Raw genomic sequence first — 24,588 nt, forward strand, 5'->3', positions numbered from 1 at the left:
AAAAGCAATTGCTCTTAAAAAATTCATCTTATCTTTTGTTTTGATTAATAGTGGGCGCCATTCCAATCACTCCCGATGGAATGAGAAAGGCATATCTTAAGTCATTTGGAGACAATTGGTAAGTATTTTCACCAATCTTTCTTGAGAGCGACTTTGCATGAGCATCTTTCAGGTTGAGCCTCTTAAGATCCATCCACCTTAGATTGCGCATGATCAATGATTTTCTGCGTTCTGCTAGAATGATCGCCAATGCGTCAGTTTTATTTGTCGCAGTAAAAGGTATAAATTCGCCAGTTTTGAAACGGGTAAGCATCAGCTGGTTTAAATATTTCATTGCCTGGCTGACATTATCACGTTCACTATATCCTTCGGCCAAGTTCAGGTACACCTCATCAAGAACGATCCCAGCAAAAGATGTATAATTACTCTCGCCATCATACTTGGCCTTGAAAGTGACTTCGGAGCCCGTATCTTTAAAGTAAAGCGATTTTCTTAGGTCAGCAGAACCATACATATCGTAAAGCGAACTGTCTACAAACGAAGTATAAGAATCAAGGCATGACGAGGTCAATGTAATCGCATAGAATAATGTTTCACTGTTGAAACGCTGGAAAGGTCTAGCCGCGTTTGTATTTAACGTGTTATAATCTATCAGGACAGGTTTCTGTTCCAATACTTTTCGGCTGCTGCGATCACCATATCATAATTTTGGATGACGAGTCCCAATCTGGAAAGTGCAGCATACGAAGCTACACTTGTGGGCCGAGTCTTATAATTTGAAAGCGCAGGAAGCAATTTTGCACTCTCTGTTAAATCATCAGCAATTTTCTGATAGGTATCTGCCAACGACGCCCGTATGGAGATTTCATCTACGGTTGCCGTCTCCCGAAGGACAATCCCGAGATCAGTACTCGACGAACTCTTGCTATAGGGCAATGTAAATATATCTGCCAATTGCATATAAGCATAAGCCCTGAAAAACAGTGCTTCACCTTTGATCCTGTCATAATTTACAGGATCGACAGATCTGTCAATTTTTTTAATACATCCAACACTTGATTTGCATTAAAAATCACCTTGTAACCAGCGGTCCAATTTTCGACAGGAATATCGGCATCCGCCTGCCACAAATACATATCTCTTTCGCTATTGAGACTAATTGCCTCAAAAGCCTGCGTAGTCAGATAATAGTTGTCAACCCCTACCTCTCCTGCAACTGGATAACTGTTGTTCATCGTAAAATAGTCGTCCAAAAGCGCATCGCAATCTTTGAGGGTACTGGGCACCGCCATTTTCTGATTGGGTTTATCATCCAAAAAGAATTGCAAGCGCTTAATAGCGTAACGCTATAAAAGATTATAAGTAAAAAATAATATCTCGTTATCATAGTACATTCATGTTAAAATTTACAAGCCCATATTTACTCCAAAGGATACCGAAAGTGGAAACGGAATGGCATCCCTATATTCCGGATCTATCCCTACCTTATTTTCACGCCACAAAATGACATTCATGTTTTTGACAAAGCCATAAATGGATAGGTCTTTGATATACTTAAAACTTCCCAGTCGGTATGAAATCAAAATATCCTGCATACGAATATTCCCGCCATTGACTATCCAATCCGTAGATCCGCTACTGAATCTGCCACGAAAGATATCTATCGGATATTTGAGCGACGGAACATTGGTATGTAATTCGTCGCCGGGTTGTTGCCACCGATCTTTATAATCCTTGTAACCAGCCCTATTTTCAGCAGCGGTCTGTTGATTAAACGATTGCCTAAAAAACTTGAAGCCCCATCGTGCCTGAAGATTTATTGTCAGCGAGAATTTTCCGATGGTAAAATCATTACTGAGCGATCCATAATACCGTGGCACACCGGAGCCGACATCTTCAATATTTTCCATACCACCGTACAGTATACCCCTGTAGTTTTTGCTTATCTCACCGTCCAGATAACCTCTCGGATCTCCAGTTTCAGGATCAAGACCAGCAGAACGATAAGCAAACACAGTTCCCACATCATAGCCTTCACGGTACTGTGTATTTGTCGATCCTGATGGCATCACATAGTTGTATGGGTAAGCGAACTTGTAATCGTACTTTTTGACTTTTGTCCTGTTCCTATTAAGCAGCAACCTAGAACGCCATTGAAATACCCGGCCCGTTATGATTGCGCTGTTGATCTCAAGTTCTATCCCTTTAGCGACCAGTTCGCCCCCATTCTTAATGGTCGATTCAAATCCTACTGTCGGATCTATCAGTACGCTGCTGATCAGATCTCTTGAATTGCGCTGATACCATTCGATAGAACCCGACAGCCTGTTTTTCAATAATCCATAGTCAATGCCCACATTGATTGTACGGATCTTTTCCCATGACAAGGAAGGGTTGGCCGGTGACGTGATGCTCGCATATGGCAGATTCGTCAGTGGCGCTGTACCATTATAATAAATAATGGGCTGGGCAGAATAGTCGGCATTCGCATGCCCAGAATAACCATAAGATGCTCTCAATTTCAGCAGGTCAATAAATGCCGCATGCAGAAACAATTCTTTATTTAATTCCCATGCGGTACCGATAGACCATAGCGGCTGCCACTTTTGATTTGACTTTACACCGAAGAGATTTGAAGCATCTTTACGTATACTGGCCGACAAATTATACCGGTCTAAAAACGAGTAATTTGCATTGGCGAGCAAAGAAACATATCTATTCGTGGTCTTTTGCAACACGTCCGCTAAAGGGATATTTCCGCCCCCAAACTTTTGATTTAAAAAGGGAAATACCGTAGTGGGATCCACTGGGATAATATTAAGATTGGACGGATCGTAGCCGTAAAGTGTCTTAACATCCCTTTCAAACCGTCTTTCCCTAATCTCAGCTGCGCCCAAAACATCTATTTTATGCATTCCATCCTTAAACTGTGGAGCATAGTTCACCTGAAATCGACCAGTCTGATTTATATTATTCGTATGTGCATTAATCAGTCTATCACCCACCGGAATAGGCGTTTTAAGGAGAGCAACATCATTCCATTGGGATAAATAGTTTATCAGATTTCGCATTTTAAACGATTTCAGACCTAGCCAATCCTTTACCTCGACAGGGTTATACTGGTAGTTATACATCAATTGCAGCCTCAGGTCCGATCTCAGCTTATAATTAAAACCAATAGTGGCCATCAGATTCTTTGAGCTTAATTTCTGCCAATTTTGATCGACTTCATTGAGCAGATTAAAAGACCAATCTTGTAGTTTTCCGTTACCGGCAGTATCCCGATACGCCCTGCTGATAGGGACAGCATCATTTGCAATCGGATTACCATTGGCATCTACCAATTTAAGATAAGGCCATGCCCCACTGCCTGAACCGCCGTCCAACGCTCCGTAAGCAATGTTTTGATCTACGCTCGCGTCATGAGCAGAGACGTTTGCAAAATTTATATCTGTGGTAATTTCCAAAGCAGCGATTGGTTTTACCTTAACGGATGACCGCAAGGTTGTACGATCATTATTGGAGTTTATCTTATTATTGGCATTCCTGTCATATCCAGCCGTAAAATTATAGGCCACTTTATCCGTGCCACCCGAAAGATTTATTGCATATTGCTGATTTACTGCATTTCTGTATACGTATTTGGAGTAATCATCACGAATATCATACGTTTTATACTTATCGATCTGCACCTGTGCATCTGCTGCCGATACATTACCTTTCCTGACCTCATCGAGTAGCTTTACGACCGGGCTCACTGTCACATAACTATACGTATCATTCAACCTGGAATTGAAATAGCCTTTATCAAAGAGAAATGTTTCGTAGTCAATAAAATCAGTGCTGTTCATAAAAGGCAAGGCGTAGATATCCGGCCTTTTCTGAACTGTAAGGTTACTGTTAAAAGACAGTTTTGTCGGACTGTTTAACGCCCCTTTTTGGTCGTTAATACCAGAACCCCGCCGCCGCCATAGATACCCCATAGAGATGTAGCTACCGCATCTTTGAGTATGGATACAGATTCAATATCATTGGGATTAATATCACGCAGATCACCTTCATAAACAACATTATCCAATATAATCGTCCGAGAAGGAGCACCAAGAAGCGCAGACTTGCCACGCATATCAAAGCTGTAGTTCGGTACCGTCTCATATTGCGATCGATCTAGCCACCTGTACTCTTTATCTATGCGCACACTGTTGCTCATGTTTTCGAGGCGATCGATAATTGTAGAGCCAACACGCTTGTTAAGCATCCTGCTATCCACAAACTCAAAACTTCCCGTCGCCCGTTCCTTTGGAATCTTTTGGTACCCGGTAGAAACAACCTCCACCTCGTCCAATTGATTCTCCAGCGGTATCAGTTTTATAGTCAATGATACTCCAGCAGTATATGAGGTTTCTAAACGCTTGAATCCCACATGGGAGAACGAAACTGTGCCATTAAGATTGGCGACTGGCAATGAAAACGAGCCGTCTTTATCAGACGAGGTCCTCCCCTTTTCACCTTTGACACGGATGGAAACACCTTGGATCGGCTTACCGTCGGCAACTGATACAATGGTACCGCTTATGGATAACAACCCATCCGCCCCGCTGTCCTTGCGGGGCGTCTGAGCTGATAAACTAAACATATGAAACAAACATGCCAGAATAAGCAGGGCATGTTTGTTCTTCAATGCCTTTGAAAGACAAATAATAGCATTGAAAACTAAAAAGTATAGATTCAGCGATAACTGTATCACACCCTTTACGCTCTTTGGCATCGGCACAGGGGTACATGCCGACATTATTTGCCTCAAGCTATATACTATACAATTAATGGGGTACTTTTTATCCCACGTAAATAGTACTTTTTAAAATTATTATTTTCGGCATTCTTTGTAGCTGCCAGATATGCTACCTTATCCAATAAGGCAGTTAACGATTTTGATTGTTTCGTCATCTCTTATTGTTAAGGTTAGTCTACAATCCGTCCAAAGAATTCGTAGATCCGCTTGGTGATCTCCAGTTCATCCAGACTAAAACCAGTTGTTTCAGCGTCTGAAAAATCTAATTTGCTCATGTCCACATAGTCTTTATGCACGTGGAAATAAGCAATCAGTACAGCTAATAGATCGAAGCCGAACACCTGCTTGTGACAGAGTTCCAATACATTTTCATTCGGCCAACGGTCTGCTGACTTCTTAAGTAGTAAAGAAATGGTATTCTGGATGGTACGGATATCATACTTTTTCCAAAAATCGGCGATCTTATCCGAGGGATCGTAATCCCTATCGTGTACTTGGTATATAGCTAGCTCTAACGCTAGCATATTTGAATATTTTTGATTCATTTTTAAGGTTCATAAAGATGACTTGACCACTGCTCTATCTAGCAAAAGAGCATAGCTTCCCTTTTTCGATTTTTTCGAATTAAAAGGGTTATCATTAGCAGTATTTTTTAAACACTGCTGATACAACTAATAAAAAATTAACAAATCCGAAAAGCGCCCAAAAATTGGTTATAAGTCATCTTTAGGGGTCATTATGGCGCTTCCAGTCGGAAAGAAATAAAAACCCGACCTTCTTAGTATAGAATAACAATACAATATTATAGTTTTTAATTTTGTTGTTTAAAAATAAAACGCTACTTTTAAGGTGTCTTACGGCTCGAAAGAGCTTTTATTTAACTTACACAAAATTAAAGGGTAGTGTATCGAATACAGATCGGGAAAACCTAGTCTAAGGGCCTTTCTAGTTTACACCTTTTCGGCTCCAACTATTATGCGGATGCCGCTATCCCCTATTTTGGTTTTATATTTTTAACCGATTATTCTGGCCCTGGAATAATCTTACTTATTAGAATTGAATAAGAAAACCGAATGCTAACCTCCTTGAGGTAAGTACGGTGTTTTTGGTGGTCTTTGAATCGTTTTATCATAATCATTTTGGTTATTCAAAAACGATGCACTCAAAACATAACGAAAGCAATTGGTATGAAAACCAATAAGGCGAATCCCAATGCTTTACAAGAGGTACCGCTAAGAACCCCCACGATAAAATCGTGGTTCCCTAAAGACTTACATGAGACCCGCCCTACTGGATTATTTCTACAAAGATAGAAAATTCCAATAGATAGCGAGCTCACGATCTACTCATAGGGAAAATTAGCGGTTTTCTTGTATGAGTGACATCGTTTAGTAAAGCTAAGCCCTACTTTATGTGTCGCTTATTATTAGAACAAATATAAAAACAATAATCAACAAAACCAACATGTTGGTTTAAAAATTCAAAATTATGGCCCAGAAAACTGAAATTATTGAGAAGGAAATGTCACACTTGGACTATCTCCTTATAATTCATATAAAATTATTACGTGAAAAGAAGGGATGGACTCAACAAGATCTTAGTAAAAGAATGGGGTTGCTATAAGTTTTGTTGGAAATGTAGAAAACCTAACAGAAAGACATAAATATTCAATTAGGCATCTTGCATTATTAAAAAAGCATTTGGCTTTAAATCAATTTCGCAATTATTCGATTTTGAACCACCAACTCACGATAAGGTCACGTTGAAAATTGAAATCACTAGGTCGGAAAATGAAGAAGGAAAAAGAGTAGAGTAATTAAAGCGGAATTAAAAGAGATTTTACTTTCCAAAAGTCTAGTATAATAATGGCAACAAGACCTATCATTTTCGGAGAGATTCCGAGTATCCCAGAAGGGCATTGGTTTAAAGGCAGAAAGGAAATGATGCCTTCCAGTTTTCACCGTAAGTGGGGAGCAGGAATCGATGGTAATAGTAAAGACGGAACGGCAGCAATTGTTTTATCGGGTGGATATGAAGATGACGAAGACAATGGAGAAGAAATCATATATACTGGTGCTGGAGGTCAAAATAAAGGGAAGCAAGTTGAAGATCAATCTTGGAATGAGCTAGGTAATGCTGGCCTAAGGAAAAGTCAGGATGAAGGTCTTCCTGTTCGCGTTATTCGTGGTTCTACACACAAATCCCCTTATTCTCCGGAAAAAGGATATACATATGGTGGATTGTATAGTGTTGTCGATGCTTGGGAAGAAGTTGGAAAAAGTGGGTTTAAAATATGTCGATTTAAACTTCTCTATATAGGTGACAATGATCTCAAAAAGACTGCTGAAAAGATCGAATTAAAGATATCCAACGAGGCAACAAAACGTAAAACAGGATCAATCGTCAGAATAATTCGCGACACCAAGATGGCTCATGACATCAAAAACTTTATGATTTTAGATGTCAAGTCTGCCTGTTTGGAGTGCCTACCAAAACGGGACATTACGCCGAAGGGGCACATATCAAACCCTGGGAACACCCCATAATGGACATGATAGCTCAGACAATCTTCTTTGTCTATGCCCTAATCACCACGTCATGTTCGATAAAGGAAGTTTTTCTATTAAAGATGATCTTGAATTGATGGGTGAAGTTTCTGGTAAGTTATTCTTACATCCGTCACACAAATTAAATAACAAGAATCTTAAATATCATAGAGAATCACATGGCTATAACTAAAGTTGTTTGCGGAATTATATTCAAAGATGATCTCGTTCTGATTTGTCGACGGAAGCCAGAAAAATCTTTAGGTGGCTATTGGGAATTTCCAGGCGGAAAAGTTGAGGAATCTGAATCTCACGAAGAATCTTTGCTCCGTGAATTGATTGAAGAACTCAACTTGAAGGTCGAAATTAAACAGCATTTTTTTGATACTGTACATCATTACGATAAAGGCGTGATCGAATTAATTTCTTTCATCTGTTCAACTAGCGGTACTGTGTTAGAGTCCACCGATCATGATCAGCTTGAATGGGTAAAGGTCAGTGACCTATTAAATTGGAAACTCGCTCCTGCGGATATACCTATTGCGAAGGAATTGATTGAAAAATTTGAAGGCTAGAAATAGTAAGGAGTTTTAGGAATAATACTGGATATAAAAAGCACAAAATGATATTTAAAGATTTTTCAGAAAATGAACTCTACCTATTAATGAATGGCAAACTTATCTACAAACGATGGTTGGATACTGGCGTATCAAAAGTGTTCGACGTAATGGCATATGACAAATACACCCTTGCCAGCATAAAAGAACTTGGAAATGAAAATGGATTGTTTATAGTCAAGGCTAGAGTAAAGCTTGAATATACGCCAGAAGGTAAATTACAGCAAACCTATTTAAGTGATATATATTTTGAAGGTGAAAGTTTAATACCTGATGAATAGAGAATTACTAAAGTTCGTTTTCTCCTATTAAGAGTAGAGGTTTCGCCTATATTGACCACTTATTCTGGCGGAAAATGACCATGGTATTTCAGATGAAATTTAGATTATATCACACTAATGTAAATAAAATAAGATTGACAAATGTTAAAATCCTCATTTATTCTCAAATTGAGGAATTTTTTATTGAAATATTATATTGTTAATTGGTGTATACCGAATATTAAATTATATTTGATTTTACATATTAAGTAATTCTAAATTTTTATGAATGGGCAAAATTCCATTTAAAGTTTCAGCAAGGACAGCAAGGCTAATAGGTAGAGAGAATATCGCCACTTCGAAAGGAGCAATAATTGAGCTTGTAAAAAACTGTTCAGATGCAGATAGTAATGTTTGCATACTTTACTTCAATAATAAATATTCGGAAATGCCACATTTTCTGAACGAAGAGGATATTTCTCAGCTTCTTGCTAACGGTATCGAAAAAGGGATATTGATAATTGCTACATCGATGAAGGTTCTCAGTGGAATCTTAAGGAATCTATAGAGCCAATATTACTCGAAGAGTTTAAATATAAACTATCCTTTCTTCCAGAACTTTTTATTATAGATTCAGGCGATGGAATGACCCAAAAATCATTACCGATTACTGGATGACAATCGGAACTGATAATAAAGCACAAAATATTTTTACAAAAAGTGGTAAAATCAAGGCGGGGGCAAAAGGAATCGGAAGATTTGCGCTAGATAAATTAGGAGACTTATGTGAAATGACGACTAAGTTTAATCCTGAGATACACGTTGATTTTGATGAAAATGGTAATTTAACGGAAAATATCGCTTATAAATGGAATGTCGATTGGAGAGATTTTGAGGGTGACGGAAAAACAATAGAAAACGTTGAAGCAGACCTAAATGGATTTTCTGATTTTGACTTTAAAGAATTTGTCCGTAAAGTATGTCCAATAAATGAAATCGATGATATTATTGAAAAATATCAGTTTAATTCAGGAACTGTATTAAAAATATCAGGTTTAAGAGAGGTATGGTTAGATGAATTTATTAGTCAACTATATGGAGACTTGCAAGTCCTAGTTCCACCGGAAGAATTTGACAATTTTGAAATCTTCGTTTTCTCTAAATCTATGCCAAGGAGTTTGGTAAAGTAGAAGGTTCACTATGTGATGACTACGATTTTAAACTTGTTGCAAAAGCAGATAAAAATCAAAATGTTTCTTTCACTATTTATCGTCATGAATATGATCAGGAAATAATAAATCCAAATATTTTTAAAAGAGAATCATTTCAATCTTACCCATACACAAGAAACGACTTTTTAAATGGAAAATGGTCGGGATTAAAAACGTTTAGCCAACTTGCCCCTGGCATAAAAAAATATTGATAAAGAAAATCTATTTGATAAAATTGGTGAATTTGAGTTTACTTTCTATTTTATGAAAAGGACATATTCAACACCTGATTTGGAAAAATTCAATTATCGAAAATTCCCATCTAATGAAAGAAAAGAATGGTTAAATAAATTTGGAGGCATAAAATTGTTTAGAGATAATTTTCGAGTTAGGCCATATGGGGAAACGAACAATTCATCTTTTGATTGGTTGGGTTTAGGAACAAGGAAATCTAAAAGCCCAGCAGCAATTTCTAAAAAACAAGGAGGGTATAAAGTTGAGCCTGAAAATATCGCAGGAGCAATAAAAATTTCAAGGACTGCAAATATTGATTTTGAAGATAAAAGTAGCCGGGAAGGCTTACAGGAAAATAAGACCTTTCAAGTATTTAAAGAAATCATTCAGGGCATCATAGGCGTTTTTGAAGAAGACAGGGCATTTATCGCCCGTGAAATGTTAATGTTTTTGATGAAAATAATTCTGAATTAAAGGATCGAGAAGAAGCACAAAGGCTGGCACAAGCAATTTTAGACAGGAGAAAAAAAAGAGAAAGAAAGGTTTTCAGAAAATAGCGGAGAAAGGGAGGAAAGTGAAGAAAATGAGGATACCAAAGATCCTGAAGATTATGAAAGCGAAAATGAATCATCTGGATATTTTAATCATAGTAATAATCAATTGGTAATACTAGCTGAATTAAATAAGGAAAAAGACGAGAAAATTGAAAAGCTTGAGGATGAACAGAAAATTCTTAGAGGTCTTGCTAGTAGCGGGATAGTTATCGCGTCCTTTACGCATGAATTAGGAAATCTAAATGATGTAATGGAAACAAGAGTTGATGAACTTCAGGATCTAATTAGTGACAAGATACCTCCCAGTGAATTTGAGGAACACCACCATATTTAAATCCATATAGGCTAATGGAGAGCATTAAAAGACAAGACTCAAAATTGAGAAATTGGCTCAAATTTTCATTAACAGCAGCTAGAAAAGATAAGAGAAAAAGAAAGAAAGTTTACTTAGCAAGTTACTTTGAATATTTAGTAGAAACTTGGGCAAATACTCTTGAAAACAGAGAGATTAAATTAAATATTGAATTAAATGGCAATGATGATTTAGCACTAAAAGTTTTTGAAATTGACCTAGATAGCATATTTAATAACCTCATTGTTAACTCAATTGATGCTTTTATTACAAATACTTCAATTATTGAAAGAAAAATTTTTATTCAATTGTCTCATAATGATAGAGAAATAAATATTGAGTACCAAGATAATGGACCAGGGCTTTCTCCAGATATTGATAAACCTGATAAAATATTTGATGCACTTTACACAACAAAAGGAATAAACATACACTTGAGGAAGAAGGAACAGGCTTAGGAATGTGGTTAGTAAGTTCAATAATCACTGATAATGATGGTTCAAAAAAATTACTTTTTCCTGAAACTGGTTTTGGTTTAAGAATTAGTCTTCCAAAAAAATACTTAACTAATTAAAAATGTATAGAATAGCAATATTGGATGAAGTTAACGACGATATAGAACGCTTCCAAAGATATGTTCATAAAAACGATAAAGATAAGCGGTTCTGTGTTGTCGAAATAATGCCAAAACCTAATTTTGAAGACACAATAAATGAAATCCTATGTGCAAATTTGGATGCTCTGATTTCAGATTACCGATTAAATGAATTTAAGGCAAATATTACATATGATGGAGTAAAAGTTGTTAATTCAATTCTAGAGCGCAGAGCTTTATTTCCGTGTTTTGTTTTAACCTCTTTCGATGATGATGCTGTTAAAGATAGTGAAGATGGAAATATTGTTTACATAAAAGGCGTTATGGGTGGGGAAAGTAATGCTAAAATTACTTTCTTAGAAAGAATTGGTAGACAGATTGAAAAGTATCGCTTTAAAATTCAAGAGGCAAAAAGCGATTTGGAAGAACTTTTAAATATTCGAAAGACTAGGCTTTTAACTCCAACTGAAGAAAACTCATACATCGAGCTTTGCAATTTCCTTGGTGAATCATATGTTGGAGAAGATTCACTCCCCAGACCATTTTTTGGCCAGGATACAAATAAACGACTAGATGAAATCCTTTTAAAAGCAGATAAAATATTAAAAACTTCGAAAATGGCACAGATAAAATTTAGGAAGCGACACCATGTCGAAGAAAAAACAGGAAAGTTCTTAAAAACTATCCAAACTATCGTAAAACCTTAAAGGAGGATTTCAATTTCCGATGCGGGTATTGCGGATCTTTCGATAAAATTTATAAAAGAAGTTTTGCAATAGACCATTTTATTCCACAAAATCCAATCGATTTTACTCATACCTTAATGCCTAATGATTATTATAATTTAGTATACGCCTGCGGTTACTGTAATGGTGCTAAAACTAATAAATGGCCCACTAAAGATATTAATAAATCGAACGATGGTAAAGTAGGCTTTATAGATCCTACGGATCCAGTATATGATACTTTATTTTATAGAAATAGTGATGGTTCAATCTCCTTGTTAAAGAAATCACACCATGTTTCAAATTATATTTTTAAAGAGATTAACCTTTGTAATCCTGTGCATTCAATCTTGTGGAAATTGGAAAGAATAGATTTTGCCATTGAAACTTTAAAGCAAATTGGAGATTCTTCCCTGGATACTAACTTAAAAGCAGACTTATCTGATCTACATGAAGAATATCGTAATTTAGTAAATGAGCTATTCAATTGATAATTGTTATTTAATTTTTATTTGTTTCAATAGTTCATTCATACTTGTATATTTGCACTCTCAATAATGGATAAAGGGCTATTAGAATTTTTGGATGAACAACGATCAAAACCAATACAAATTGATCGATTAATTATTTCCCTTTTCTTTATTCCAACAATATTTTTGAAGTAAAAAATATTCTAGTTGACTCTTATACAATCAAAGAAATAGATACTGATTATAGTCTATTTGAATTACTAAAAAGGAAATAAAAAGAGTTACCTTTGAAGATCTAATTCAATTGTTTGAATTTGTTATATCACCAACAGAAAAAGTGGTAACAGGGGCAGTTTATACGCCCGAATTTATCCGTAATTATATAGTGGATAATGTCATTTCAAATTTCCCAAAACCTTCCCAGATAAAAATTGCCGATATTGCTTGTGGCTGTGGAGGATTCCTTTTAACTATCGCAGCAAAACTCCATAATATAACTAACCGGCCATTCTCAGATATCTATAAAGAGAATATTTTCGGAATAGATATTGCAGACTACAGCATTTTAAGAACCAAGTTAATCCTTAGTTTATTTGCAATATTAAATGGCGAAGATAAGGAGGTTTTCGAATTTAATTTATTTTGTGACGATTCCTTGACCTTCGACTGGAGAAAGAAATCTAAGGCGATAAAAACTAATGACGGCTTTGATGCCATTGTTGGAAATCCTCCATATGTCTGTTCAAGAAATATGAATAATGATACGCTAGAAGTGATAAAAAAATGGAGGTTTGTCAATCTGGGCATCCCGATCTCTATATACCCTTCTTTCAAATTGGAATCGAAAATCTTAATAGCTCTGGTATACTCTCCTATATCACAGTAAACACTTTTGTTAAAAGTATTAACGGAAGAGCCTTGCGACAATATTTTGAAAATAAGAACATTAATTTAAAAATTATCTCTTTTGGAGGTGAGCAAATATTTACAAATAGGAACACCTATACCTGTATTTGTATAATTGATAACTCGATACCACTTGTTAGTTTCATCAGGACGACAAGTGATAAATTGCACACTATTCAATTAAATGAACTAAATAGTTATAGATACAGTGATTTAAATCACACTAGTGGATGGAATTTAGTTAATAATAGTAAACTTAATTCCTTTATTAGAAGAATAGAATCAATAGGAGTTCCTTTTAGCACTATCTATCAAACAAAAAATGGAATTGCAACTCTAAAGAATGATGTTTATAAATTTAGACCTGATTTTGAAGATCATAAATTCTATTACATATCTAATTTCCCAATAGAAAAGAAATTTGTCGAGATATTGTAAATGCAAATAAAGTTAAAACTACTGGGGATATTAAAAGATTAAATGAAAAAATAATATTTCCATATGACAAACAAATAAAGATTTTTTCACCAGAGGTGATGAGGAAGTTTTTTCCAATGGCTCTTAAATATCTTGAAAAACATAAAGAAGTTTTAGCAGATCGAGACAAAGGAAACAGGACATATGAGGAATGGTATGCATATGGAAGACGACAATCTATGGATATCAATTCTTTTAAACTATTTTTCCCACATATTTGTGAAAAACCAACATTTATAATTTGTGAGGATAAAGACTTATTATTTTATAATGGGATTGCGATTGTCTCCGAAAATCTCGAAGATTTGCAAATTATAAAGAAAATACTTGAATCAAATATATTCTTAAAATATATCAAAAATACTACTAAGGATTATTCATCTGGCTATATTTCAATGAGTAAAAACTATCTTAAAAATTTTGGGATTCCCAAATTGAATGCTAGTCAGAAAAAGGAATTATTAAGGATAGAAAATACAGATGATTTTTTAAAAAAAATATATGGTATCAGTAAATTGAACTGATTAAGGCATTAATAATGTCATCAATCTTCCAGGATGGTTTAGAAAAATTCCTTATTTTGATAAATTATTTAGGACGATCACTCATTAATTCAAGATAAAAATCCACATTCGTGACATTCATAAAAAGTACTATAAAAAATGCTTTCAAAATGATTTGGAAATAGGTGGTTCGAATCCCTCACTTTCCTACATATGATACAAATGTCACGGTATCTGTCAGGATTTCCATCCAAAAACTGGCACTTTCATTCCTGCCCAGCCAATGTTTGACTATATCACAGCTTTGCATTAAATTCGGTAATAGACTCAAATTGGAACGAGGATTTTAAGTTTTAATCAAATGAAACAATTGAGGTTACACTCCCAAGGGAGTAAACCATATATTTCCTAGTTTAAATTTAAGGTTTCCCAAATAAGTTTTTAGACAATTTCCGAAGTAAACCGTAAAATCATCTGTGCTGAAGCCCCTAAGAAAGCTAATCCCAATATTGTAGTGCTTAAACCTGTAGACAATTGTCCGTCCAGTAAATGTTTCCCATCAATCATTAGAAACACAACTGCGCCAGTTATAAACCCTAAAATTGGCCGGACCAAATACCAAGGCCACCACCGGTGGAAATTGAAGTCATTCTTAAAACAAGCAACCCCAACGAAGTTATTAATTGTCCGCATCTGGACACCGATAAGTCCCGCTATTGCGTACAACAAAATGAGCCAATTGCCGAAATTATTGTCTTTACTTTTATTCGATTGGAAGGCTAATTTGTCGATCGCCTGGCTATAAGACGAAAAATTCTTATCTCCACTATCCAATAATACGAGGAGTAAGGTTTTCTCATTGTCATTGATCTGGCGTAAAGCGCTTATTTGACCGGAATCAGAATCGTAATAGAACCAAGAAGGACCAGATTTTATGTTTAAACTATCTGTTTTTATCCAATTTACTACTGTTGGGGATATCTTCCTGCAACCGTCGTATGTGTATAATAAAACATGATTATAGCAAGTACCGTGGTGCAAATAATATAGGTCGAAGTATATATTGTTGCCTTCCGAGTATTAATATTATAATTAATTGAAGATGCCGTTCTATTCTGAATAATCGTTTGAATTCCCGCAGCAGTTTGATTGGCATGCGCATCAATTGCTTGATCAGAAGTTGAAGATAAGTTTCTGACAACTTTTCCATTAAACCATAATAATATCATGGGTAATAATGCGACGATAAAAATAAAAAAACCACCACATACGTACAGTATCGTTTCGTTTTCCATATTAGAGAATGTGATTAATAATATTGTTTATACCTTTAAAATAACTAGTAAAAGTCTCCCTCTGTTTCCCAGTCGGCATTGGTGTTTTTAGATGTTGACTAATTCGAAGAAGCCTAATTAAAGCATAATAATAGATATTCTCAACTTTAAAAGGGACAAAGGATTCGAAAGACTTGGCCATGGATAAGTAAAGTGAGCTCTCTCCTTCTTTAGCATACAAATATCCAAGGGAGATAAGCGGATCTCCATAGAAACAAGATTCCAAATCTATTATTGCGGAAAACTCGCCATTATTTACAATAATATTTTCGGATTTCAGATCTCCCATGCCATCCCTGTATACTCATAATCGTTTTGAACTTGATTAAGATAGCTTGTGATATTTTTTAGTTTCTTTGAATTTAAAACTTGAGCATCATGAAGATCTTTGAGCCCTATTTTTACAGTCTCTTGTAGAAATGATTCCCAAGTCAGATAAGGCATTTCATTTTCAGTTACAGATCCAAAATGTGTGGCTGAGAGCTCACTAAATTTTTAAGGTTTTCTATCAGAGAACTACAGAAAGAGTTCTGTTGATCAAAATCGAGTTGATCAAAGCAAAGATTTTCGCCGGGTATTGGGTGATAAATTAAAAATCCATGCTTTTTATGAATCCCATAATTTATCACCTTTGGTACTTTAACCCCTATTTGGAAAGCATTTTGTAGCATGTTAAATTCTGAACATGCAATATATGCTCTAGAGGGCGGGTAAACTTTTAACATTATTTTGCCGTCAGGTAGATCGATTGCGTAAACGTAATTCATCCCCCTCTATAAATTGTTTCAAGAGATTTTGGCACTTGTCCATAATGAGTTTTCAATAATTCCTTGATTTCGTTGTTTAAAATCATATATTTAAAGAAGGACTAAAAAAATGATCTGTAAACTCTGCTAGACTCTCTTTTCTGAAAGCATTCTCTTTTAACCAAATTGCAGTAATGGGATCTATTTTGAAATTAAGTTTTTGTGAATAGTGATTATATCGAAACCAAAGAACTGTATTTCGAGAAAGCTTTATGTCTTTAGATACTGAGATTTCAGGATAATCAAAGCGGACAGCTCTTAATGTTTTTTCTTTGATATCCAATAAACCATTTTGTGGGTTATAAAATGTTCCATTTTGTAAATCAAATGCTAAGGCGTTCGCAGTTATATCGAATTGGTTTAGTGCATCCACAATATCCCGGCATTTCCATAATCCATTATAAAATTCTGATATGATAATGATGTCATAATAAAATTCATTATCAATAAATGGGTGCCACCTATAAGTTTGAAATTGATTAATTAATAATTTTCCATTTTTATGCAAATAATCCTCAATAAGCCCGAAAGAATCTCTATCAATAAATATATCCAAATCTTTTACACGTAAATCAAGATCTATAAATGCATTTCTAACAGTACCTCCTGATAGATAAACCCCTTTGATAGGTAATTTTCCCAAAAGTCCAATAAACGGCCCAAAACTTGGTACTTCAAGTTTGAGTTTAACCATTAGCTTTTCGAATATATTATCTGGATTCACTTTTGACTTTCTTGTTTATAAAGGTACAAATATAATTCAGCTATCAATAAATAACAATCGCCGAAAGCACCGCAATAATACGATTTTCTACATAAATCTCTGATTGTAGTACCAGAAATGCTAAAAATCATCTAAATCTCAAATTCAATATTAGGAAAATCATTTCTAACATCTTTACCAAAAGGAATAAGCAAAGAAACAGGTAGATTTTTAATCAGATGATATTTTTCAATTAATTTTTCGTCTATCCAGATATTTCCCAACGGAGAGTATGCATTGATTATAAAAAGAGCAATTGAATGATTTGAAAATTGTGCTCTAATATTTTTGCATAACTATATCTTTCAAAAAAATAAAGAGTAGGAAATTCATTTATATAGGTTATAGTTTGATATAAATGTCGATAATAATGCCCTAAATCAGATTGATGTCCATCTAAGATACATTTTAAATTATGGTCAGTATTCCTAAAATCTCTAACGCTAAAAGTATATCCTAAAACATTAATCTTTCTAGAAAATTTATATTCAGTATATTTTGACTTTAAATCTGTTAAGTAATTAATAACCTGATCGACTTCATTGTTAAAGTTAGGGTATTTTTTCTGAATATACTCTCTAACAATTGGAGTTGACGTTCTACCTAATCCGAAGAAAACGAATAGATATGACCATTCAAGTCTATAAATTTTATATGAATTTGTATTTGATGGAAAATTTGTGTAAACATAATTTAGCTCATTTAATATGTCAATAAAAGCATCATGACCTCTTTTACCACGTGTTTCTATCTGCTGTATATTCTCTCTATGTATTTTAAGGTATTCAAAGAAATTAGTTCTGAAATTCTGCTTCTTACTTTCTCTTAGTTGGAATAACAAAGTAAATACTATCCCAAAAGCAGTTACTATTCCAATTATCAAATTGGCATTCTGGCTTAATATTTCCGCACTATCCTTAATAGAGTCAGCAAATTTTTCCGAAAGAGGGAATTTAAGCACGTCTTTGGGCGATAAAGATTTAGTATGGTCCTCAGTGTTACTTAGATATCCCCAGTGAGCTCTGAAATATATCAAAAAAACAAAAAAGAAAAATAGTATACCAATAGAGCTATAAAATATGATAAGATGCTTATGAAAAACCTCATACATGTCTTTAATTCTTTTATCTATTTTTTTCATAAAAAGTGCTAAAGTATTACTGATACTCTTAAAGACAAGGGTTATATTTCAACATCAATGTAATAAAGAATAATATAATTGGATATTATAAACATCTATTTCAAGGTAGCAAAGCTTCTGATAAGATCAAAAGAATAGCAAATTTTGATTCCTAAAGATGGAATCAACTTGTTCGTAAATATTTTATTATCCGACTCATTAAAAGAGGTCTGAATTTGTCCATTAATTTTATATTCTTTATCTCCATTCTGAAATTCATCTATAAACCACTTTCTTGGCTGTTTTACGGAAAATAGTTCTCCTACAGCATAAATCCCGATACCAGAAGCTGTTTTAAAGCCCACTCCTAATCCAAAATTTCCTAAGTTAAAATTCTCTTCAAGATTTGAGTTTCTTACTAAAGAGAGTGGGTTAAAAAATGCTACGTATGATATACCCCAGGGTACGGAATAACCATCTGGATTTTCGTGATCAGTAATAAGATAGCTGTAAGGCGTGTAAACAATTCCAAAATTGGCAGAAATTCTTGCTTTTTGTCCCTTTTCTATTTTTACTTTATTGTCGTAGTCGCTTACTATTGGAGAATTATACACTGTATTCAAAGAATTTGAATATCCTATTCCAACTACAAATGACAATTTAGGATTTTTTTATGTTCATCTTTTCCAAGTACCTCATTCCTTAAATGTTTCAACGAATCTATTTTTTTCAATTAATAAAGCGTTTTCAATATCAAGTTGATTTTTAACAAGAATAAGTGAATCAATTAATAAACGATCTTTATCACTTTGGGCTTTCAATTTTTTGATTTTATTATCAATATCATCCCTGTTATTTTTAGTTTGGGCAACAAGATTCGAACTCATTAGGATCCCAGTTATCAAAGAAAAAATTAAACTTTTCATAATTACTTAAATCTATTTAAACACTAAAATGGTTAGTAAATGGCTTACTTAGTTAAAAACTGACTTTTAAAGATAAAAAAATATTTCATTTGTTTTGTTTCAAAAACGACTTAAAATTTCTCAGTTGCAAGAGTACCTTTAGTATATTGGAGAACAGCAATATCACCTATACAAGTAAAAGCCTATCGTTTCTTCACTTAGTTACACTATAGAGTAAAAACATAACTACGGACTAGACTGGTTGAGTAATAGAATATTAAAGTATACTTTAGTCGTCACAATTTGAGAATATAAAAAGTGCTATAAAGCAAAAAGAACTTCCCCTATCCGGCAGAGGGAAGCAATTTGGCAATTTTGTTGGTTTAAATAGCCGCAAACCATCAAGTGGTTCTTCAATATATAAAGATAGGCATGTTACCTTAAATAGCTATTGATCATTTCCTAGGAAAGATTGATCAAACCCTAACTATCATAAAGATTTGCCTCTTATAGTACTATATTATCCATTAAATTTACCTTAAACACCTACATTGTTTGAGATTTTCATCCGATCTTGTAACACGCCATTCTGTATCGTAATTTTATTGCCAGTGGCATCCTCAAAATCATTATCCGCTATAATATACTTCGGATTTCGAGCGGGCAAGTTAGATTCAATAATTACTGAATTAGTTATCAGCTTAGGGCTCTTATTATCTCTAGTGGTACAGCCTATTATTTTAACCGCATCAGTAGCATTATTAAAATAGAAAGCCGATACACCTGGATTTGTAATCTTCAAACCGCTAATAAGTACATCTTTGCAATCTGTAAAGCCTGCTCCATAATTACCGATATTGGAGATATAACCTCCCTGTACATGAATATCATTGCATAGCGCAAACTGCATTCCGCGAGAGGTATTGATCTTATCAATCTTTAAATTGTTAACTGTAATCCGATTGGAATAGGTAGCCAAAACTCCGGTGCTCTGACTATTGCCAATATAAATATCGGACAATGTAATATCATCATGTGAACAGAAAGCTTCTCCCTGTACCCTTACTCCCTCACCATTGACAGACGTCTGAATTTTATTGATACTGATATTGCTCAATACTAGATTCTTGCATTTTAACAGTTCTTGCGACTGTCCCTGCCCTTGTTGCTGGAATTGGTTATCCAAATAGGTATATAATAATCCTTCGGAAGATACCCTGTATATATCACCTTTATTTAAACCTGTAAGTGAAGCCAAGTCCGCATAGCTGTTTACTGTACCCTTAAACCCGAACCAATCACCGCTGACACGGATACCTACGCTATTGCATTCATCGATCTTGACGTTGTCGATGGTACAGTTCTTTGTTCCCGTACCCGGATCCCGCCAACATCGCTGTTGGTCAGCCCGCATTTATCTACATAAACATTCTGCACGGTGACAGACTCCACATCTCCTACTGAAGCCGAATTCCGGATCAATGAAATGACACTTCGGCCAACATTTGACGCATTGACGGTATCAACGACTCCGTTTTTAACCCCTCGAGAGTTATTGGATGATTCCACATTGATCACCATATAACCACAATTCTTTGATTTGATATTCCTGACGGTCCAGTTTTCCATTTCAAATAATCCAAGATCAGACTGCCCGATGTTTTCAAATTCTATTTCGTCGATCATCACATGATCACAGCCACCATGCCAGAAGGTAATACCATATCCACCACTAAAATTGGGCAATACTGTTTTTGCATTCTTTATCCTTAACCTTTTATAGGTGGCATTAGAAACGGCATTGCGATTGTCAATACCACTGGACCGCGAAACAGAAGCAGATAAATTGGGAGCATTTGCATCGAGTTCGACATCTGTGAGTTCAAAGTTCCCGTTCAAATTGAGAAACATGTAATTTTCAAACTCTCCAGAATCGGTTGCTGTGGCTGGGTTTAATCTAATCTTGGTTAGGTTTCGATCAATACCTTTAATCCGGGAGTTGAAGACAGGTGTGTAAGACCGATCAATTAAAAACGACCCTTTGGGAATAATCGTAAAAGAACCTGTATTTGCTGTGATGCGAAGAGCTTTGGTAAGATATGAGTTAAGTACCTGCCCCTCTTGAAGACCAAAATACAAAAGGTTGATATCACCGACATAATTATGAAAAAGCTTGATGCCAGCAACTACGATTACACTTCCGCCGTCATCAGGTCCCGGGATCAGGAGTCGTTGGAGCGAGATAATAAATAATCGGTGCTGGGGTATCCCCTTTTTCGTAATAGCCCAATAGTTGTACTCCGTCGTAAGTTCCGTTTTGTAAAGCTGTAATTTCAGCGGCAGATAAGCCTCGCATAGCTGCCATTGTTTCCTTAACTAAAAATTGATTTGCCATATTCTTTTGTTTTTATGTGTATAGCAAAAGTATGGCTGCTACAGAGGGTATCTTAGGAAAACAAGCGGTATGTAAGCGGTATCTGAAAGATACCGAAAAGTCAATCTTATTTGTTATTGCAAATGAAATAAGATTGACTTTTTATCGTTTAAAATGTTTTAATTTCCTCTCTGATATTTCCAGATAGGAGTTTAAAAAATAATAATGCTTAATTATTAATCATCATTAGAAATTCTCGCTTATAAAACACTGTATAGCTACTGGTAATCAATCTAAATTCGGAAATATTAAACTCGGTCATCGCTTTGTACAAGTCGATAGAGGAACTTTTCCCCACTTTATAACGCTCACTGATACCTTCGTAATTAATTTTGTTTGCCTCATAAGTAGCTAGAATGGCTGATCTTTCTTCAATTGCTGCCTGATACTCCATCTCTCCTTGAGAAACAGTTTGCAAACGTTCTCTTTTGATCTTTTCTTTTTCATAATGGAGGCTCTGTTGATTTAACTTTGCATTCTTGACGGTAAACCTTGTCCTAAAACCATCAAATATTGGAACGGAAAGTGAGATGCTACCCGAAAGTGTCCTGTTTTGGTTAAACTGACTCCAAAAAGGGATGGTATTCCCTGTCAACAAATTCTGGCGCTGTGAAGAATAGTTAGTTCCATAGCTTCCATTTAAAGTAATCGTCGGAAAATAGGTACTACGTGACAGCTTTACTTGTGTTTCCCAATTTCTATTTGCTTATCTAAAACTTTTAGATATGGATCAGAACTTAAATGATAGATAGGCAAGACAGAATTGACCAACAATTCTTTAGAGCTAGCACCTCCAATTCTTCAGATAAATCCATTTCCAAAAGTTGCTTCAACTTCATTAAAGAAAGATCGAATGCATTTTTGCCGTAACTACATTCAACTTATCATTGGCATATTTTGCTTTGGCTTGCGAATAATCTATCAGTGTGCGCTTACCTACATCCATCAAAGTTTTCTCCTGCTGGAGCTGCTGTTCAGAGAACTTCAATTGACTTTTACCAGCCTCCCAAAGATCATGGTTAACAAGTACCTGGATGAAAATGGCTAATAACTGAAGCTCTAACTCTCGCATCAATCTTTTATTGTCTAATGCCGCGAGTTCGAGTTTTAATTGCTCGATCTTAATTCCATTTTGCTTTTGCCCACCCTGATAGAGTATAACACTGGTGCCTAAATTACCAGTAGCATAGTTTGACCATTGGTTACCAGTAATAAGTTTGCCGGAAATCTGATCAAATACCATCCCCATCGTGTGTTGGTTATTAGTATTAAAAACAGATTGGGATACATTCCTCCCTTAGCAATTTCAACACTATTTTTAGCAATTTGCTCTCTTAGTTCTCCTTGCTTCAAGGATAGGCTATTGTCGCGCAGCAACTGCATTGCATCTGCCAAGTTTATTTTTCTTTGCCCAAAAACGGAGGAACAAAAACATCCAAATAGAAAGACAAAAAATATAATCAACCTTTTCATTACTTCGAACGATCTATATATTTTAGATTATCAAAAAAGCGCTCAATAAGTCTCCGTTCTTTTGTAACAATCTCGGCAGAACCTTTAGCTTCAAATTTAAAGTCCAACTTACTCCCATAGTTTGTGGTCAGTCCACTTGGAAAAATCAATGTAACCAGATAGGAATCAACTTTTGAACCATTACCCAATTCAAAAGGGCTGGAAACAAGTGATATATTTTTAACTTTTGCTTCGATATGACCATACTCCATATAGGGATAGTCAACCATTTTTACGATGACACGCTGCCCTACTTTGACCTTACCGGCTCCACTCACAGGCAACATTACTTTACCAACAGCATCGTGTTCCTTGGGAACAATTGAAAACAGTGGTTCTCCAGCCTGGATGAATTGATTATCATTCCAGAATTTGAGAAATTGTGCTCTACCACCTATAGGTGATGTAATAAGATATTGCTTTTCCCACTGCGTAATTTTATCTTTCAGATTGTTATAAGAAGTAAGAAACTCAAGATCAAGTTGGAGTTCTTTTTCTGATTTACTGATTTTATTTTGTTGAATTGAATTTTCTGTATTGCTAATCTGCTCCCGCACAGAACCGGAATTTCGTTGCGAACTTCTCAATTGATCTTCGGCATTTAAATGCCCTGAAATTGACTGTTCATATTCTGCTTCACTTATCAATTTCTTGGCCAAAAGAAGAGAGTCTCTCTCCAGGTATTTGTCCGAAATCTTCAAGTTCCGTTGACTTAAAACTTCCTTAGCCCGAAGTGTATTTAAAGCTGTATTCTGTTCGTTCAGGACCTTTGCTAGTGACTGCCCCTGCTGATCATAGAGTTTGTGATCCTGATAGTCGGCGAGCTGTTTTACACTTGAAAGAAAACTGGAATAAGGTGCTGTCAAATCACCTAGATTTAGGTCTTTAGGTAACGTGTGGTATAATTTTCGTGCACTTGAGGTTTTGAAGTTCAAAGAATCAATAAGACTCTTTATGCGCAAAACCACATCTGGCTGTGCAGCATTATCTATCCAGGCCAACAACTGATTGGGCTGAATAATATCCTGAGATTTTAGTGTGTTGATCCTTATTCTCCCACTCTGAAATGCTACCAGCTGTAACGGAGCCCGTTCGGCCGATATTGTTACTTCCCAGTGACAACATCTGGATACTTGACGACATAGCCAAAGAATATTAATAATCCCACAATGAAACAAACCAATAAGCTGATATTACGCGCAAAAGTATTGGGCATACGTTCGATAATATCCCTTACCTCCTCCGTACGTTGATCAATGACTAACTCTTTTCCTTTCGTTTCCATAATGATCAATTTGTTAATACCCTTACTTCAGATTGGCTGTCGACCAATTGATGATAGCGCCCTCTCCGTTCCATGAGTGTCTCATGATTTCCTATCTCGATAACCTGGCCATCCTTCATAACAACTATTTGATCCGCCTTGCGTATCGTGCTCAATCTATGCGCCACGACAATGACTGTTTTACCCG

General features: G+C 35.4%; 32 protein-coding genes and 3 pseudogenes. 13 read left to right on the forward strand and 22 right to left on the reverse strand.

Features of this window, described 5'->3' with window-relative positions; genetic code table 11:
* Positions 1-28 precede the first annotated feature (28 nt).
* The 6 genes from KUH03_RS01815 to KUH03_RS01840 all read right to left on the reverse strand — a co-directional run bounded on the left by KUH03_RS01815 (position 29) and on the right by KUH03_RS01840 (position 5,316).
* Positions 29-673 carry a RagB/SusD family nutrient uptake outer membrane protein gene (locus tag KUH03_RS01815; RefSeq protein ID WP_257091304.1) on the reverse strand — a complete coding sequence of 215 codons (645 nt, stop codon included), beginning with the start codon at positions 671-673 and terminating at the stop codon, positions 29-31.
* On the reverse strand, positions 652-960 hold the full coding sequence (locus tag KUH03_RS01820) for a RagB/SusD family nutrient uptake outer membrane protein (protein WP_373564610.1): 309 nt from the start codon (positions 958-960) through the stop codon (positions 652-654). The genes KUH03_RS01815 and KUH03_RS01820 overlap by 22 nt, the downstream gene beginning before the upstream one ends.
* 50 nt (positions 961-1,010) lie before the next feature.
* On the reverse strand, positions 1,011-1,328 hold the full coding sequence (locus KUH03_RS01825) for a RagB/SusD family nutrient uptake outer membrane protein (protein ID WP_306429419.1): 318 nt from the start codon (positions 1,326-1,328) through the stop codon (positions 1,011-1,013).
* 78 nt (positions 1,329-1,406) lie between these two features.
* Positions 1,407-3,983 (reverse strand): TonB-dependent receptor, encoded by a 2,577-nt coding sequence (locus tag KUH03_RS01830; RefSeq protein WP_257091306.1) that lies wholly within the window; start codon positions 3,981-3,983, stop codon positions 1,407-1,409.
* Positions 3,926-4,585, reverse strand: a complete 660-nt coding sequence (locus KUH03_RS01835; RefSeq protein WP_257091307.1) for a carboxypeptidase-like regulatory domain-containing protein — start codon at positions 4,583-4,585, stop codon at positions 3,926-3,928. Before KUH03_RS01835 ends, KUH03_RS01830 begins: the two co-directional genes overlap by 58 nt.
* 377 nt (positions 4,586-4,962) lie before the next feature.
* A complete protein-coding gene (locus KUH03_RS01840; RefSeq protein ID WP_257091308.1) occupies positions 4,963-5,316 on the reverse strand; it encodes a hypothetical protein in 354 nt (117 codons plus the stop codon).
* 1,341 nt (positions 5,317-6,657) lie between these two features.
* Between KUH03_RS01840 and KUH03_RS01845 the strand changes: the two genes are divergently transcribed.
* The 13 genes and pseudogenes from KUH03_RS01845 (at position 6,658) to KUH03_RS01900 (ending at position 14,263) form a co-directional block, all read left to right on the forward strand.
* Entirely contained in the window at positions 6,658-7,338 is a 681-nt protein-coding gene (locus KUH03_RS01845) for a YDG/SRA domain-containing protein (protein WP_257091309.1), read from the forward strand.
* Positions 7,253-7,531, forward strand: a complete 279-nt coding sequence (locus KUH03_RS47945; RefSeq protein ID WP_373564612.1) for an HNH endonuclease — start codon at positions 7,253-7,255, stop codon at positions 7,529-7,531. Before KUH03_RS01845 ends, KUH03_RS47945 begins: the two co-directional genes overlap by 86 nt.
* The gene (locus tag KUH03_RS01850) at positions 7,518-7,913 is read left to right on the forward strand and encodes a (deoxy)nucleoside triphosphate pyrophosphohydrolase (protein ID WP_257091310.1); all 396 of its coding nucleotides are present in this window, start codon (positions 7,518-7,520) and stop codon (positions 7,911-7,913) included. Before KUH03_RS47945 ends, KUH03_RS01850 begins: the two co-directional genes overlap by 14 nt.
* Before the next feature lie 47 nt (positions 7,914-7,960).
* Positions 7,961-8,236 carry a hypothetical protein gene (locus tag KUH03_RS01855; protein WP_257091311.1) on the forward strand — a complete coding sequence of 92 codons (276 nt, stop codon included), beginning with the start codon at positions 7,961-7,963 and terminating at the stop codon, positions 8,234-8,236.
* A gap of 268 nt (positions 8,237-8,504) precedes the next feature.
* Entirely contained in the window at positions 8,505-8,783 is a 279-nt protein-coding gene (locus KUH03_RS01860; RefSeq protein WP_257091312.1) for a hypothetical protein, read from the forward strand.
* A gap of 106 nt (positions 8,784-8,889) precedes the next feature.
* Positions 8,890-9,405 carry a hypothetical protein gene (locus KUH03_RS01865; protein ID WP_257091313.1) on the forward strand — a complete coding sequence of 172 codons (516 nt, stop codon included), beginning with the start codon at positions 8,890-8,892 and terminating at the stop codon, positions 9,403-9,405.
* A 312-nt stretch (positions 9,406-9,717) separates the two neighbouring features.
* Complete coding sequence (locus KUH03_RS01870) at positions 9,718-10,134, forward strand: hypothetical protein (RefSeq protein WP_257091314.1); 417 nt, start codon at positions 9,718-9,720, stop codon at positions 10,132-10,134.
* Positions 10,135-10,320: 186 nt separating this feature from the next.
* The gene (locus KUH03_RS01875; protein WP_257091315.1) at positions 10,321-10,548 is read left to right on the forward strand and encodes a hypothetical protein; all 228 of its coding nucleotides are present in this window, start codon (positions 10,321-10,323) and stop codon (positions 10,546-10,548) included.
* Between the two features lie 14 nt (positions 10,549-10,562).
* Positions 10,563-11,024 (forward strand): ATP-binding protein, encoded by a 462-nt coding sequence (locus KUH03_RS01880; protein WP_257091316.1) that lies wholly within the window; start codon positions 10,563-10,565, stop codon positions 11,022-11,024.
* Positions 11,025-11,142: 118 nt separating this feature from the next.
* Entirely contained in the window at positions 11,143-11,868 is a 726-nt protein-coding gene (locus tag KUH03_RS01885; RefSeq protein ID WP_257091317.1) for a hypothetical protein, read from the forward strand.
* A 32-nt stretch (positions 11,869-11,900) separates the two neighbouring features.
* A pseudogene (locus KUH03_RS01890) lies at positions 11,901-12,377 on the forward strand (hypothetical protein); the annotation flags it as partial.
* Between the two features lie 283 nt (positions 12,378-12,660).
* On the forward strand, positions 12,661-13,242 hold the full coding sequence (locus tag KUH03_RS01895; protein WP_257091318.1) for an Eco57I restriction-modification methylase domain-containing protein: 582 nt from the start codon (positions 12,661-12,663) through the stop codon (positions 13,240-13,242).
* Between the two features lie 556 nt (positions 13,243-13,798).
* On the forward strand, positions 13,799-14,263 hold the full coding sequence (locus tag KUH03_RS01900; RefSeq protein ID WP_257091319.1) for a hypothetical protein: 465 nt from the start codon (positions 13,799-13,801) through the stop codon (positions 14,261-14,263).
* Positions 14,264-14,683: 420 nt separating this feature from the next.
* Here the strand turns inward: KUH03_RS01900 and KUH03_RS01905 are convergent, their stop codons facing one another.
* From KUH03_RS01905 to KUH03_RS01980, 16 genes and pseudogenes are all read right to left on the reverse strand, one after another.
* Positions 14,684-15,076 carry a hypothetical protein gene (locus KUH03_RS01905; RefSeq protein ID WP_257091320.1) on the reverse strand — a complete coding sequence of 131 codons (393 nt, stop codon included), beginning with the start codon at positions 15,074-15,076 and terminating at the stop codon, positions 14,684-14,686.
* A gap of 131 nt (positions 15,077-15,207) precedes the next feature.
* Positions 15,208-15,471, reverse strand: a complete 264-nt coding sequence (locus KUH03_RS01910) for a hypothetical protein (protein WP_257091321.1) — start codon at positions 15,469-15,471, stop codon at positions 15,208-15,210.
* A 67-nt stretch (positions 15,472-15,538) separates the two neighbouring features.
* Positions 15,539-15,865 (reverse strand): phosphotransferase, encoded by a 327-nt coding sequence (locus tag KUH03_RS47950; RefSeq protein ID WP_373564613.1) that lies wholly within the window; start codon positions 15,863-15,865, stop codon positions 15,539-15,541.
* Positions 15,853-16,020, reverse strand: a complete 168-nt coding sequence (locus tag KUH03_RS01915) for a hypothetical protein (protein ID WP_257091322.1) — start codon at positions 16,018-16,020, stop codon at positions 15,853-15,855. The genes KUH03_RS47950 and KUH03_RS01915 overlap by 13 nt, the downstream gene beginning before the upstream one ends.
* Positions 16,021-16,425: 405 nt before the next feature.
* The gene (locus tag KUH03_RS01920) at positions 16,426-17,106 is read right to left on the reverse strand and encodes a hypothetical protein (RefSeq protein ID WP_257091323.1); all 681 of its coding nucleotides are present in this window, start codon (positions 17,104-17,106) and stop codon (positions 16,426-16,428) included.
* 131 nt (positions 17,107-17,237) lie between these two features.
* Positions 17,238-18,286 (reverse strand): annotated as a pseudogene (locus KUH03_RS01930) (putative phage abortive infection protein).
* Between the two features lie 95 nt (positions 18,287-18,381).
* Positions 18,382-18,924: a hypothetical protein gene (locus KUH03_RS01935; protein ID WP_257091325.1), complete on the reverse strand. Its 543-nt coding sequence runs from the start codon at positions 18,922-18,924 to the stop codon at positions 18,382-18,384.
* Between the two features lie 36 nt (positions 18,925-18,960).
* A complete protein-coding gene (locus tag KUH03_RS01940) occupies positions 18,961-19,191 on the reverse strand; it encodes a hypothetical protein (RefSeq protein WP_257091326.1) in 231 nt (76 codons plus the stop codon).
* A 517-nt stretch (positions 19,192-19,708) separates the two neighbouring features.
* On the reverse strand, positions 19,709-20,584 hold the full coding sequence (locus KUH03_RS01945) for a right-handed parallel beta-helix repeat-containing protein (RefSeq protein WP_257091327.1): 876 nt from the start codon (positions 20,582-20,584) through the stop codon (positions 19,709-19,711).
* Positions 20,488-21,309, reverse strand: coding sequence for a hypothetical protein (locus KUH03_RS01950; protein ID WP_257091328.1), 822 nt, complete (start codon positions 21,307-21,309; stop codon positions 20,488-20,490). Before KUH03_RS01950 ends, KUH03_RS01945 begins: the two co-directional genes overlap by 97 nt.
* Before the next feature lie 70 nt (positions 21,310-21,379).
* The gene (locus KUH03_RS01955; RefSeq protein ID WP_257091329.1) at positions 21,380-21,565 is read right to left on the reverse strand and encodes a hypothetical protein; all 186 of its coding nucleotides are present in this window, start codon (positions 21,563-21,565) and stop codon (positions 21,380-21,382) included.
* A gap of 208 nt (positions 21,566-21,773) precedes the next feature.
* Positions 21,774-22,283, reverse strand: a pseudogene (locus KUH03_RS01960) (TolC family protein); the annotation flags it as partial.
* A 159-nt stretch (positions 22,284-22,442) separates the two neighbouring features.
* Complete coding sequence (locus tag KUH03_RS01965) at positions 22,443-22,853, reverse strand: TolC family protein (protein ID WP_257091331.1); 411 nt, start codon at positions 22,851-22,853, stop codon at positions 22,443-22,445.
* A gap of 223 nt (positions 22,854-23,076) precedes the next feature.
* Positions 23,077-24,120 carry an HlyD family efflux transporter periplasmic adaptor subunit gene (locus tag KUH03_RS01970; RefSeq protein ID WP_257091332.1) on the reverse strand — a complete coding sequence of 348 codons (1,044 nt, stop codon included), beginning with the start codon at positions 24,118-24,120 and terminating at the stop codon, positions 23,077-23,079.
* 101 nt (positions 24,121-24,221) lie between these two features.
* Complete coding sequence (locus KUH03_RS01975) at positions 24,222-24,401, reverse strand: hypothetical protein (RefSeq protein WP_257091333.1); 180 nt, start codon at positions 24,399-24,401, stop codon at positions 24,222-24,224.
* A 5-nt stretch (positions 24,402-24,406) separates the two neighbouring features.
* The gene (locus KUH03_RS01980) at positions 24,407-24,568 is read right to left on the reverse strand and encodes a hypothetical protein (protein ID WP_257091334.1); all 162 of its coding nucleotides are present in this window, start codon (positions 24,566-24,568) and stop codon (positions 24,407-24,409) included.
* Positions 24,569-24,588: the final 20 nt, after the last annotated feature.

The sequence above is a fragment of the Sphingobacterium sp. E70 genome (genome assembly GCF_019285695.1).
Taxonomy (GTDB): domain Bacteria; phylum Bacteroidota; class Bacteroidia; order Sphingobacteriales; family Sphingobacteriaceae; genus Sphingobacterium; species Sphingobacterium detergens.

Coding starts and splice junctions, on each gene's coding strand:
- KUH03_RS01820 (WP_373564610.1), bottom strand. CDS start 960: ATGCAATTGGCAGATATATTTACATTGCCCTATAGCAAGAGTTCGTCG.
- KUH03_RS01830 (WP_257091306.1), bottom strand. CDS start 3,983: ATGGGGTATCTATGGCGGCGGCGGGGTTCTGGTATTAACGACCAAAAA.
- KUH03_RS01840 (WP_257091308.1), bottom strand. CDS start 5,316: ATGCTAGCGTTAGAGCTAGCTATATACCAAGTACACGATAGGGATTAC.
- KUH03_RS01845 (WP_257091309.1), top strand. CDS start 6,658: ATGGCAACAAGACCTATCATTTTCGGAGAGATTCCGAGTATCCCAGAA.
- KUH03_RS47945 (WP_373564612.1), top strand. CDS start 7,253: ATGTCAAGTCTGCCTGTTTGGAGTGCCTACCAAAACGGGACATTACGC.
- KUH03_RS01850 (WP_257091310.1), top strand. CDS start 7,518: ATGGCTATAACTAAAGTTGTTTGCGGAATTATATTCAAAGATGATCTC.
- KUH03_RS01855 (WP_257091311.1), top strand. CDS start 7,961: ATGATATTTAAAGATTTTTCAGAAAATGAACTCTACCTATTAATGAAT.
- KUH03_RS01860 (WP_257091312.1), top strand. CDS start 8,505: ATGGGCAAAATTCCATTTAAAGTTTCAGCAAGGACAGCAAGGCTAATA.
- KUH03_RS01865 (WP_257091313.1), top strand. CDS start 8,890: ATGACAATCGGAACTGATAATAAAGCACAAAATATTTTTACAAAAAGT.
- KUH03_RS01880 (WP_257091316.1), top strand. CDS start 10,563: ATGGAGAGCATTAAAAGACAAGACTCAAAATTGAGAAATTGGCTCAAA.
- KUH03_RS01885 (WP_257091317.1), top strand. CDS start 11,143: ATGTATAGAATAGCAATATTGGATGAAGTTAACGACGATATAGAACGC.
- KUH03_RS01900 (WP_257091319.1), top strand. CDS start 13,799: ATGAGGAAGTTTTTTCCAATGGCTCTTAAATATCTTGAAAAACATAAA.
- KUH03_RS01910 (WP_257091321.1), bottom strand. CDS start 15,471: ATGATATTATTATGGTTTAATGGAAAAGTTGTCAGAAACTTATCTTCA.
- KUH03_RS47950 (WP_373564613.1), bottom strand. CDS start 15,865: ATGGGAGATCTGAAATCCGAAAATATTATTGTAAATAATGGCGAGTTT.
- KUH03_RS01915 (WP_257091322.1), bottom strand. CDS start 16,020: ATGCCTTATCTGACTTGGGAATCATTTCTACAAGAGACTGTAAAAATA.
- KUH03_RS01940 (WP_257091326.1), bottom strand. CDS start 19,191: ATGAAAAGTTTAATTTTTTCTTTGATAACTGGGATCCTAATGAGTTCG.
- KUH03_RS01945 (WP_257091327.1), bottom strand. CDS start 20,584: ATGCGGGCTGACCAACAGCGATGTTGGCGGGATCCGGGTACGGGAACA.
- KUH03_RS01955 (WP_257091329.1), bottom strand. CDS start 21,565: ATGGCAAATCAATTTTTAGTTAAGGAAACAATGGCAGCTATGCGAGGC.
- KUH03_RS01965 (WP_257091331.1), bottom strand. CDS start 22,853: ATGGGGATGGTATTTGATCAGATTTCCGGCAAACTTATTACTGGTAAC.
- KUH03_RS01975 (WP_257091333.1), bottom strand. CDS start 24,401: ATGGAAACGAAAGGAAAAGAGTTAGTCATTGATCAACGTACGGAGGAG.